The following is a 13,412-nucleotide window of genomic DNA, read 5'->3' as shown; positions in this document are numbered from 1 at the left end:
AACTAAGGAACAAAACATGAATCTTAAGCAGTGGAATATCTTGTTAGCGTCTCTGATTGCGCTTCCCGCTTTAGCGGACACAGATGTATATTTAACCAACAATTCGGACCAGTCTCTGACTATTCAAGTGAGCCATGATGGCACCGATTTACTTGAATATGGGGAAGAATGGAAACAACACACAGAAACGCTTGGGCCATGGGAGACCAAACAAGTACTCAGCTTTAATCGTTGGGAAGGGGTGAAATCGGGCAAGACATACCAATTCGACACTGTCGTTTCCAACCCTGTGGGTGAAAGTGTCGTACTAAACCAAGTGATGGAAGGGCATTGGTATAACTCAACCATTGAATATGGAGTCTCTTCATCTGATGTTGAACTGGCTCTAAAAGATGACCGCAATGTACACCGCTTTAATACGGCCGCATTTGGTGAGCGACAAGCGGAGTTGGCGTTTAAGTCTGCGAATACCGCTCGTTATGATGACCTTTACTACACCATCACTCCTGCCAAAGTCGATGAAGCGGTTGATCCAGATGAAAACACACTCAAGTTAATGACTTACAACATCTGGGCACTGCCTGTGATTGCTTCACATATTGGTGATCGCTACGCCTTGCTCCCTGAATATGTCAAAGGTTACGACGTATTGGCACTCCAGGAAGTCTTTGCTAGTGGCCGAGAAGAGTTTCTGCGTGAATTGGCGAAAGAGTATCCTTATCAGACTAGAATGCTGGATAAAGATGGCTTCAACATTCACGACGGCGGTGTCACTATCGTCAGTCGTTACCCAATCGTCAATCAAGCCCAGTATGTTTTCCCAGATTGTACCGGCACAGATTGTTTCGCAGACAAAGGGGTTAACTACGCAGAAGTCATTAAAGGTGGTAAGGCTTATCACGTGTTTGCTACGCATACAGCGTCATTCGATACAGATACTGCTCGTGACTACCGCCAGCGCCAGTTTAAACAGATTCGTGAGTTAGCAACATCACTTAACATTCCGCCCAATGAAACGGTTGTCTATAGCGGAGACTTCAATGTGAATAAGCGCAAGTTCCCAGGTGACTATCAGCAAATGATTGCGAATCTCAGCGCAATTGAACCGCAATATTCTGGCTATACGGAATCGACTTTCGATCCGCGTATTAATGATTTTGCAGGCGAAGCCATGTCTGGTGGCGAGAATGTTGAATATCTTGATTATGTCATGGTAAGTGATGAGTACGCGGTGAAATCATTCAACGACAACCGTGTTGACGTTCCGCGCAGCACTGATGAGCGTTTGTGGAAGCATTACAATCTATCCGATCATTTCCCTGTGACAGCGGTGATTAAGTAATGGTTTATCGTTACCTACTCTTGGTGCTCGCCGTTGTGGCGGGCATCTTTCTCTGGCCAGAGGATGAGGTAGTCAATTCTGGGGTTGGGGTGGGAAGGGCGCATTCCGAGCAATCTATCGCTACTAACCAGAGTCGTTCCAGAACAGTGGTAGTGGGTGGAAGCCAGTTCGAAAAGACGGTTAGCACCCCTCAAGGCAAAGTGTTGAACCCTCTTGCTCAAAGCTCGGGAAAAGAGTGGATTGAAGCATTGGAATCCTTTTGGCGGCATTGCCAACAGCGTAATGATTGTGATCAGGCACTGAGCCTGCTCAAAGCTGAGCTATCAGATGCTAGATACCTTATCCTTGCTCATTACCCTCAATTGAAAGCCCAGTGGCAAGAGGTAATGGGAGAGCTAGAGCTCAATCAATACCACTCGTTAGCTGATCGAATGGCAGAGATGAAACATCAGGCGTGGTTAATCTGGGGTGAGCTTGCCGCGGTGATGTTTGCCGAAGAGTATGCCCTCTATGACTTTAGTATGGCATCTCAGGATTTAGCGACTGATAACGCTGTGAGCTATGTTGAAAGCTATGAAGCATTGCTAAATCAATGGCAACATCACGAAGAATCGCTGTCTTTAGATAGTGGTGCTGCACGTTATGAAAAAGGCGTAAGTCTAATACCAAGCACGTTTACGCAGCAGCAAAAGGAGCAAGCAAAAGCACAACTTGCCGCTAAGTACCTCAATGCTGAACAGTCGGCTGCCATTGCTCAACGAGAGCAGCAAGTCACCAGTCAGGAGATACAAGTCTCAAACTATCAAAGCCAGTTATTGGAACTTAAACAATCACTCGACCAGCAACGGTCGACGGCGGGGTCAGCAATGTCTGATCTTGAATGGCAGCAGTACGTTGAGCAGCAGATTAGCGATTTTCGTATTAACTTTTTTAACTATAACTAGTTGTTAAATAAGTGTTTTATTTAATCGTTTGCGAAGATTTAATCTAACGCATTATCGGAACCAGCCTCTAAATTGCTTATCAATCGGTCTTATGTGATTTATAGATAGTTGATATAACGCAGCTCCTAATCATTACAATAAGTGTGGTGTTGCGTATGAAGCATAATCAACGTTTGTTTATTCCCAAGAAAATTGCCAACGCTTTATTATTAGCTGGCATCAGTTTCAATGCCTTATCTGCCTCGGAGTGTGAGTATGAGTTACTTTCGCGCTCTTCTGACTGGGTGACACAAATCAAACTCGCCGAGTCGTCGTGTTATCATTCATGGTTCAATGCACCTGAAGAAGCAGCGACGGGCATCTACAGCGAAACGTCAATCAGACAAGTACAGCGCGAGTTGCTTGAAGAAGTGACGCAGTATGATGGGGATGAGCAGCAGGCTAAGCGAATTGCCAACCTTAGCGAATTTATTAAAGCCGCGTACTTTGCGCGTTACTCAACCCAATCAAGCTATGGCTATTATTCTGAAGAGTTGAGTCGTGATTTGGCTCAAATCTCAGCTCAATTCCTAAGCAGCCAATATGCTCAAGCGCTGGGGCGCGAACAGGTACGTGCAATGTCTGCGATGAGCATAATGGTCGATAGCGTGAAACAATTGCCTACCGCAATGCCTGCCATGTTGGACCTGCTTGAAAGCTTCAACCGTCAAAATAGCCAACAGTTACAGTATGTGGATGGATTAAACAATTTGTTCAGAGCGATGAGTGGTCACGTGGCGAGAGACTATTTTTATGCGGATGTCGCGGTTCACCCTGACTATCTGGTGAGGCTGGAACGGTTTGTTGATCAGAATCGCTGGGCACTGGGCACAGACGCTGAATTTCTTATCTACAATGCGGTACGTGAATCTGGCCGACTATTGGCGAGTAGAGATGAGAAGCTACGTAACCAGGTGATGGCGTTTATGAAACGTACGCTAGAACGTAATGCGATCGGCAGTGAAGGCGAACGCTTATGGATTGCGGCTGCGGAGATGATCTTGTTTTATGCGCCAGAGGAAGGCAAAAAACTAAAGCTTGAACAAAGTAAATCGCAGCTTGAGCTTAGCCTTCTTCCTTACCGTTATGAATGTCAGGGTGCCGCGATCATTCGTTCGCAAAACTTATCAGAGCAACAATCTGAACAGGCGTGTGACGTTCTGTCAGCGGTTGAAGCCGATTTTCATCAGGTGGTGAACTCTGGTTGGGTTCCGGTCAATGATGATCATAATGATAATGTCGAAGTGGTGGTCTGGAAGGACAACGATGCTTACGTCACCTACTCTAATTTTCTGTTCGGTAACAGCACAGACAATGGAGGGCAATACCTAGAGGGTGATCCATCCAAACCTGAAAATGTGGCTCGCTTTTTAGCCTATCGCTACGACTCCGGTGATGAGCTTGCCATCCTAAACCTTGAGCATGAATACGTTCACTATTTAGATGGTCGTTTTAACCTCTATGGTGATTTTAGTGACACTTTAAGCCGTGGTCGTATGGTCTGGTGGCTGGAAGGATTCGCAGAGTATATGCATTACCGAGAAGGTTACCAAGCGGCGGTAGATTTGATTGAACATCAGCCACTGTCTTTCAGCGAAGTCATTGAAACCACCTATAAAGATGACGTAAACCGCATCTACCGCTGGGGCTATCTCGGGGTTCGATTTATGTTGGAAGAGCATCCTCAATACATGACACGTTTATTAGAGTCTGCAAGGAGAGGAGACTACGCGACTTGGAGCGAACAGGCCAAGCGTTTGGGGGTTGAGTTCAATGACGAGTTTGAATTGTGGCTAGAAGCAGTCTCATCTACCGATTCTGACTCGCACAACGATGACGGTGAGAAAGAACAATCGTCACAAGACACGGTAGAAATAGTGAGTTTTGCCGCCAACCATTCGCAGATCTTTAGCGCTAACGCCTACGAGGAGCATCTGTTTTACATCGATATCCCTGCGGAAGTGACAGAATTCTCCGTTTCGATTGAAGGTGATGGGGACGCTGATCTATATGCAAGTTACCAGAGTGTTGCGCACTATTATGAGTACCAGCTTTCGGACTTTCAGCGAGGAAGTGAAGAGTCAATCGAGATTGAACCTCAGCCAAACGGGTACATTACGCCGGGTCGCTACTATTTCAGCTTAACAGCCCGCGAATCATTTGGATCTGTCAGGGTGACAAGCAAAACAGCCACTCAATCCCCTACCGTTGAGCAAGATGACCTGACGCCAAAACTGATGTCAGCGAATGAAACCCTGCGAGTAAAGGTGAATAAGACACGTTATGTGGGTATGTATGTTGAGAGACCAGCTACAGTGAGGCTTTGGGTAAACCCTGTAGATGAAAGTCAGAGCAACGTGGATGTATTCGTTGGCAAACATACTTGGGCGACAAGAGACAACTTTGATACAGCGAGTCAGCAGAGTAGGAGCCGTGAGTTTGTCGAGTTTGAGGTGGATCAAGCGGGCTATGTCCACTTTACGTTGAGTGCTGATCAACAAGGAGGAGAGGTGGAGTTGTACGCCACTTATTAGTTTGAGAGTACAAAAAGAGCACCTAAGGTGCTCTTTTAGTTAATAATATTGTAATTTGCTTATTGATTGGATTATCTATTCGGATATTCTAATTTAGATAAGATTAAATATCATACAATTTGGTTAAAAAGTGATCTTGAGCTGGAAAATAAAACAAAATGCAATCGTTTTACTTCCACTTATTGATATTGATGATAGGTTTTTATGGGTAGGGCAAATGCTCTATTAATGATAAAAATTAAAATAAGGATCATTTTTTATGAGACCAAATCTATCTATCAGCATGATGCTTGCGACGGCAGTGGTTGGCTTCCAGTCGAATGCGCAGACTGTAGACACAACAGATGCTCAATCCAAGGCTGAGGCTATTGCACAACAGAAACAATCTATCGCACTACAAATCAGTGCTCGCTATGCGGATCTTGAATCTTCAATCAAGTCGCAGATTAGTGAAGAGCATCTCTCTGCACCTTTGAATAAACTACAGTCTGCTCAGCCATACTCTGCGTTTAGCCAGAAAATGCAAAAAGCGGATCGCAGTTATCGTGCAATGAAAGGGATTAGTGAGTACAGCGACTCAATAATGGAGCTACGCATTGCGGATGCTTCTATGGTGAAAAACTGGAAAGATGGTCAAAGCCCACTGTTTGCATTCGAGCCATCGGGTGATGACTCTAATTGGCAATATATCGAAGCGTATGATGTTTATGGCCAAGTTCATGAGTTGGACGTCTATGAGATGCCTGATGTGCCTGTACTGGTTGTGGACAGTAATGGTGCAGAAGAGCTGCGTGCTGGCTTGATGGCCATGCAAGCTGAGATGAAGCGTTTAGGTCAGGATACCGAGCTCACAACCAATGATGTAGCACCTAAGCCCGTAACAAAGATGAGCAAAATGAGCCGCTCGGCCATGGCTGCTGATGTTGAGCCTCTTAATACCACTCAGTTGACTAAAATTCGTTTGAATGACGACCAAGAGCCTTGGATTTCAGGCAAAGCTGAAGTCTACGCCATTATTACTGGTGTCGATCCAAGTCGCGTTGAGCCAGAAATTGATTTAGTCGAAATGCCTTACCTTGATTACGATGGTCAAGACTATTATCCAGGGCAGACTATGATCCTTTGGCCGCGCTATCGTTGGGGTGCTGTTGATATGATTCTGATGGAACAAGATGACGGCACTGACTATAAAGAGCTTGCTAAATTGTTGGTGAAAGCGGCAGAAGAAATTCTGAAAATGATCCCAGATCCAGAAGTTCAAGGCTACGCCATTATTGCTCAGATTACTGGTAAGATCATCGATGTGATTCCTGATGGCTTACTAACCAACGATGATGACTATGTCGATGTTTATTACACCTTGATGCAGAATACAACATATGTTGATCGTCCTGGGGCTGGTGGTAATGCCATCGCCACCTTCAAACCAGTGACCATTTCACCGACGGAATAATTGATAGTATTCTGATTTTCACCCAAGGGCGTATATTTGAAAGGATATACGCTCTTTTTTATTTATATTTTGTATGTAAAGCATTTATTCATTACCATTTTTTAATAGTGAATGTTATCACTTAATTAGCTAATTTATTCTTTCCGTGAATGTAAATCTATATTTATATTTCTTGTGAGTAGATATTATATTTGTATTTTTTATNCATTTAATGTTACCTAGATCTTATTATTCAAAAAAAATATCATAATCATTATCTTTGAATATTTATTAGCATTCATTTTTACTATTGCAATAGTTAATTTTACTTGCAGTGAAATCTATTTTTGTAGATTTATATATGGTTAGATATCCTTATATTGCTTATCTCTAGTTATTATGTCGCGTTGCCATTATCGAGCTTGAAAATATAATTTAGCCACTTTTTTGCAACGTCACATCGGCACCATGTTGAGATACCCATATATAACTAAACTTTTTCTCACCATCATAACCATTTTATCACTGAGTTCTTGTGGAGGTGGTGGAGGTGGTGGTGATTCGTCACCGCAGTCCAGAGATACAGGTACGGTTTCCGGGATAGTGTTTGATGCACCCGTCTCTCAAGCTGTTGTTACCGCCTACGAATATCAAGATGGCAAAGTCGGTCGTAAGTTAGGCTCTGCCACTACGACAGCATACGGTGAATATTCGATTGAAGTCGATGCGGCTTCAATGCCTTTGTATATAGAGGCGAAAGGGGGCGCTTACAAAGACCCTCTGACGGACGAGGTGATAGAAACCAGTGAAGGTAAACCGATTCGGATAGTCAGTGTTATTAACTATGGTGAAGGGAATGATCAAGATGTGATGCTCACTCCCTTGACTTATATGGTGGCTGGCCTTGCAGAATATAAGATCAAACAAGGTGAAGAAGCTTCAAGGGCTGTAGATGATGCACTCAATACGATCAATGCTATGTATGGGTTCAATGTCAATTCCGTGAAGCCTATTGATATTACCAAAGAGGGAATCAGTGGCTCTGCGAGCGATGGACACCTGTATGGCGCATTGTTGACCGCTTATTCTTCCTATGCCTATGACTTAATTGGTGAAAGTGGTAATGCGGGTAATGTTTATAGTTCGTTGAACCTGTCTGATATTGGTTATCGAGACATTGTTGCTGATGGGCTTCTTAACGGTTCGGAGCTTATTGGGTCGTTTGATGAAGATATTTATTTTGGTGAAGAAAAAGTGACACCTGATACTTATACCAATCAAATGGCAGAACATACCTTAGTTGTTGTCAGTGATCCTGACCTGAACGTTTCCAATACCCCGGTTGAAGATTATCTGGTGATGGTGGAGCACCTAAACGCATTAGGTACCAATGGTTCAACCGACGGTGCGATTCCTGCGCGTGAAGAAACGGTCATTGATGAGGAGCCTCCGGTTGCGATACGAGACGGGGATGGCGTGCTTAAAGGCACAGAGTCCATTGATATCACTCTGACTGATACGATTGGTATCCAGTCGGCGGAAGTGACATTAAAGCACAAGTTTGATAGCGGTGAGCAATGGACTGATGTGATATGTTCTGCTGAACCAGCTGAAGGGGATATCTGTTGGCTTGATACAAGTGAGTTTGTTGAAGGGCCAAGAGAAACAAGTTTAAAAGTTTACGTAGACACAGAACAACTGGACCCAGAGAGTGTTGAGGCCTCACCAGAAGCGTATTTGTTGATTCATGCTACTGATGTTCTCGGTAATGGAGATGGACCCCAAGCAGGGTCTCAAATTCCATTTGAGTGGGACAATATCGCGCCTATCATTGAAATCACTTCGGCTGAAACTATCAATAGTGAAGCTGAAAGCTATGTTCTTCAAGGTTTGGTCAAAGAAGCCCCCAATTTATTAAAAGATGGAAATGTACTTGTTTCTTTGTCTAATGGCAAAGCAGAGCCTTATAGCTGTGAGGAAGTTTTTGGGGATGAAATTTGGTGTAAGTTTGAGACTGTTGGTTATTTAACGGATAGTTTTGGAGAACAAGCAAATTTTGAAATTACAGCCGAAGACATTCACGGTAACGTTGGTACTCATAACTTTACATTATATAACGATAACACCCCACCAACGTTATATTTGGAATACCCAAACGTACTCTTTGACTTTGAAAATGAGCAAGGGGTTGTTTATGAACGTGAGTATTCTGACATTACATACAATAGTGACTCAGTAGAAACTGCTACAGAGTATCTTAAAGTGCTGTACGATTATGCTTCAAAGGGCTTAGCTATCACTATGGGAGAAATTGATGATGAGCTGGAGTTTACAGATTTCATCGCACAAGATCTCGTAGATCAATCGGTTCCATATGTAGCAGTGACCATCACTGACCAAAATGGTTCAGAAACCTATGGCTCCTCAGCAGAGAACCTCACTTTGAGAGTTAAATATTACTCCAAAAAAGAAGGTGAGGATGAATACCATCAGCACATCACAACAGAGCAAGTAGCTAGTAAAGCTGAACCAGGTGAAAACAAAGGGATCCCTTTTAAAAAGTTAGAGCATGAAGCAGACGGTACAGTGCCTCAAATGACGTATTATGTCCCCTATGTTAAAGAGGTTCTTGGGGTCATTTATGGAAATAAAACATCTCAGGATAGACAAAAATTGGTTATTTCGACTTTAGATGCGTCTGGCAATGAAAGTGAACCACAAGAAGTCTATTACCGAACTTCATTTGATATGCCTGAAGTGACGATTGTTACTCCCTTTATTGATGCTTCAGTGAGGTTAGAAGGTTTGAGTGATCTTGGAGCCTTTAACTACATAGACTCATGCGACACTGTGCAAGTGGATGGTCAAAAGGATGTTGCCAGCTGTACTATTGCTTATGATTCGTCAGGGTATGAGTTCTTTAGAGTGTACTTAAGTGATAAGGGGGGAGAAACACATTATTATCAATGGAGCAATAATACGTTTACGAAAGTTACTATTCCCGATACTGGGGATATTGGAGCGTATTTTTCTGCAGTAGATGAGAATACCGTCTATATAACTGAATTCTCTAGCTACCACACAGGTTTATTTGATAGCCAGTGGGATAAGTTAGATGGAGCGGATAAAACCGCAGGCACCGCCCGAAAAATTTTAGCTGATGTTAATTCTGCTCTAGATTCGCAACCAAACTCTATGCTTGGGTTTGATCCTGTTACGACGAAATATGCGACCAACAAAATGTTAGAGGATCCTTTGCCTGAACCTCTTTCAGATGAGTATATCTACCGTTTCTTACTCGAAAGCTTAACCAATATGGCGGAGAGCCAGTCGGCTAATTCGTTGAATTACGCCTTAGCCTTCTATCAAGACTTATCGCATGATGGTAAGGCAAATGGAGAAGGCAGCAGCGGCAGCATAAAGATTGGCAATTATGAGCTGTCTTCAGCCACGTACCGTGAAGAGCTTGCTCAAGGTTACTATGATGTGGCGCATGGAATTCACAATGTAGATTCTATGGAGGTACTTGAGCAAGCCAACCATTTTGCGACAGCGAACCCAACATTTTCTGGTGAGGATATCTTTGATGATGAAGGTGGCAGCATTGATCAGGAAGCTCCGTCGGTCAATGTGACGCCGAACCTAATACAACAGGAGGGAGCTTATACCGAAGCGGGAGGAGCCGATTATAACATCGCAGGTAAAGTTCACTCTAAGGTAACAATTGAAGATATCGCCACAGTTAATGAGCGGAAGACAGAATTGTCAGCCCACTGGGTGAATGACTCAAAAAAAAAGACGTTGACCGATATAGAATTTACTCTCAATAACGATAAATCAACGGAGTATAAAAAAGTCTACGATTTCACGATTGATTCTCTAGCCTCTGATTTCTCGGAAGCTGAACGATTTGAAATTGTCGCTAAGGTGGAAGATGGATTCGGCAATTTTGAAGGCCCTTATGTGGCTTCAACTTATTATGTAGATAACGAACCACCTGCGGGCAGTATTACTGCAGTGGCTCCTGAGCATCCAACTGAAGCTGATAATGTAACTGTAACACTACAGTTCGAAGAACCAGTGAAAGCGGTCACTGCAACATTTGATGGCATCGATATTGATTTTGGTGAATCTCAAGACTTCAAAGAGCTCTGGACTGGGACAACATCGCAAGTGATTTCACTTAATCCTAATGAGAATTCGAAACAGTTAGTGGTGAGTAACTATCACGATGAACTCAATAATGTTGGTGCGGAGTTCTCTGAGGACATCATTGTTACGCCGGTCATCACAATCGATAACGTAACAGAGGATAACATCGTTAGTGAGGGTGAAGATGACGTTACAAATATAACCTTTAGCGGGACAACAACAGGCTTTTTAAAAGATAGTGAACTTTCCGTCAAAGTGGTTTCAGACAAGCGCCCGAATATCGATAAATTTGAATTCACCGGGGTCAAGGTAAACCAAGATGGTACTTGGTCAATACCGAATCAAGATATGTCCAATTGGGAAGAGTCGGACTTCATAATTGAAGTGAGAGGCCGAAATAGTGGCGAGTCTGAGGAGGTGGTTGAAGAAAAGAATTCCGAATACATTGACAGTATCAAACCGGAAGTCCTAGATTCTCAAATTTCCATGTCTGGAACCACAGGCACTATTATGTCAGCCCACTCGGAAGAGGAAGTGTTGATTGATGGTGAAGTAGCGACTGTCACGCTGACCTTTAGTGAGCGAGTGAGCCAACCAGAAGCAGTTCTGAACGGACAAGTGATTACCTTTAGCCAGCTTGATGACGTTGCCAAAATCTGGGTGGGGACGAGCCCAGAGCTTATCCTTCCGGATAATTCATCCACATCAAAGCTAGTTGTAACAAATTACGAAGACACAGCAAGTTCACCGAACTTAGGAGACAGTTTTGAGAAACCGGTTGATGTTAAGCCCGTCATTACCATACCGAATATTGATGATTTATCGACCAGTGAGGCTGATGCCTTTGTTATATCGGGGAGTTCAAAAGGCTTTGAAGATGGCGCAGAGTTGAGCGTAGCCGTTTCGAGTGATAATCCACTTAATGATGAATTAGATCTGACCGCAACAGTGAGTGAGGGGGCTTGGGCAACCTTACCGCAAAACCTCTCATCATGGGAAAGCGGCACCTTGAACATCACGGTTAATGGTATGAATGACCACTCTCACGCCGCTGACGAAGCAAGTCAAGATGTTGAGTTGCAGGATGATATTGTGCCTGAGGTGAGTACTATCATCGTGAACTCAGGAGATCCTATCATCGATAACCAAACGGCCTTCGTCAGTGTGACTTTCAGCGAGCGCGTGGAGAATGTTGTTGCAAACGTTGACGGTGTGAACGTGAATTTTGTTTCTCGAGATGGGGCGAAGACGGTATGGGAAGGGACCACGTCGGATGTGGTGACAGTGAACGCCAATGAAATGCTCAAAGCCGTGACCGTAACGCAATATCAAGATGCGCAAGGCAATAGCGGGCAGGAAGGCTCAACGGAAGCCCCTGTGAAGCCCGTGATTGAGATTACGGAGCGAGGTGGGCCCATCGATGAGCAAGAATCCCGTCAGCTAGTGATTGAGGGCACGGCGCGAGGCTTTCAAGCGAATGATGAAGTGACGGTTGTGGCTCGGCTGAACGGGAGCGCCCAGGAGTACCATTTTGAAGAGACGGTCGTAGTAGCACAAAATGGTGCTTGGAGTACTTCACCGCAGAATATTCGTGATTGGCCAAGTGGTGATATTAATCTCACGGTTGTTGGTCTGAACAATAATGGTGTGACAGCGGATACCGCGACCGATACCATTACTTACACCGATGCCACACTACCTCAAGTGGTCGGTGAGATTGCCTTTGAACCAGTGGTGCCAGAGGATGGTAAGAAGGTCACGATTACAGCGAACTTTAGTGAACTTGTAACGAATGTGACGGCGACCGTGGGCGGTGTAGATGTGGTCTTCACCGGTGATGAATCCGCCCAGCAGTGGGTAGGACAAACGGACGAAGCCATTACCCTGTCGTCCAATGACGACACGATTATCGCGGTGGTGAATGCGGGCTATCAAGACCTGTCGGGCAATGAAGCGGGCAGTGATAAAGAGACAGCAACTGGGGTGAAACCAGTACTGTCTCTAGATACCGTGGAAGGTAACAATGAGATTGACTCTGAAGAGGCCAAGCATGTGGTGATCCAGGGTACGGGCATTGGTTTCGCGGGTGATACGAAAATGATTACCGTTACAGTGACCTCGCAAGAAGAGCCATCTTTTATTTGGCAAGAAACAGTGTCTATTTCCGAAGCTGGAGTTTGGGCCACGAACAGTGGTGGTCAGGATATCTCTGATTGGCCAATGGGGCTTATCACTGTTGAAGTCACTGGTACAAACCAGCAAGGGATTGCCGCAGAGCCCGTGACTAATAGTTCGGTATCCATTGTAGATACTTTACCTCCAACGGTAACGGAAGTGGAGTCTCTCACGCCATCTGTGCCAGAAGAGGGTAGCATAGTGAGCTTAACGGTTAACTTCGATGAGCCTGTAAAAGGGCTCTCCGGGAGCTTTGCTGGAGTACCTATGACCTTTACTAAAGTCACTATGGGTGATGATATCTCCGAGCAGTGGGCAGGCCAAACAAGCAGTGAGATTAATTTAACGCCCGGCAGTGCGACGGAAGAGTTTGTATTAAACACTTTTGAGGATGCTTCAGGCAATACTGCAGGGCAAGTGTATAAAGAACCGTTTTTTGTTAAACCACTGATTGAAATCGAGCCAGTAACAGGTGATAGCGTTATCGATGCAGGTGAAGCTGGCGAGTTTTACATAACGGGTCAATCCAAAGGTATCGAGCACAATGGCACGCTAACCGTGAAAGTTAAGCGGAACTTTAGTACCAAGCTTGATGAAGTTGTTACAGTAACATCGGATGGCTCTTGGTCTACTGGCAAAATAGATGCGACGAACTGGAACTCCGGAGAATTTGAAGTGCAGGTTTCAGGTAATAACAGTGGAAATGTGAGCGCAGACCAAGCGACTCAAACAATTACCGTTCAATAATTACTCACCTCTCCTGAGATTAAAAAGAGTAAATACCCAGTGTATTT

At 44.3% G+C, this 13,412-nt stretch carries 5 protein-coding genes; all 5 read left to right on the top strand.

Annotated features, from left to right (window positions below):
• The first annotated feature begins 16 nt into the window (after positions 1-16).
• The 5 genes from L1D23_RS05310 to L1D23_RS05290 all read left to right on the top strand — a co-directional run bounded on the left by L1D23_RS05310 (position 17) and on the right by L1D23_RS05290 (position 13,365).
• Positions 17-1,342, top strand: coding sequence for a sphingomyelin phosphodiesterase (locus L1D23_RS05310; protein ID WP_239864672.1), 1,326 nt, complete (start codon positions 17-19; stop codon positions 1,340-1,342).
• A complete protein-coding gene (locus tag L1D23_RS05305) occupies positions 1,342-2,286 on the top strand; it encodes a chromosome segregation ATPase (RefSeq protein ID WP_239864671.1) in 945 nt (314 codons plus the stop codon). Before L1D23_RS05310 ends, L1D23_RS05305 begins: the two co-directional genes overlap by 1 nt.
• Positions 2,287-2,441: 155 nt before the next feature.
• Positions 2,442-4,859 (top strand): M9 family metallopeptidase, encoded by a 2,418-nt coding sequence (locus L1D23_RS05300; protein ID WP_239864669.1) that lies wholly within the window; start codon positions 2,442-2,444, stop codon positions 4,857-4,859.
• 259 nt (positions 4,860-5,118) lie between these two features.
• Positions 5,119-6,312 (top strand): DUF3103 domain-containing protein, encoded by a 1,194-nt coding sequence (locus tag L1D23_RS05295; protein ID WP_239864668.1) that lies wholly within the window; start codon positions 5,119-5,121, stop codon positions 6,310-6,312.
• A 426-nt stretch (positions 6,313-6,738) separates the two neighbouring features.
• Positions 6,739-13,365, top strand: a complete 6,627-nt coding sequence (locus L1D23_RS05290) for a tandem large repeat (RefSeq protein WP_239864667.1) — start codon at positions 6,739-6,741, stop codon at positions 13,363-13,365.
• Positions 13,366-13,412: the final 47 nt, after the last annotated feature.

Source organism: Vibrio sp. Isolate24 (assembly GCF_022398215.1).
Lineage (GTDB): Bacteria > Pseudomonadota > Gammaproteobacteria > Enterobacterales > Vibrionaceae > Vibrio > Vibrio coralliilyticus_A.
This window is presented reverse-complemented; position numbering and strand designations above follow the sequence as displayed.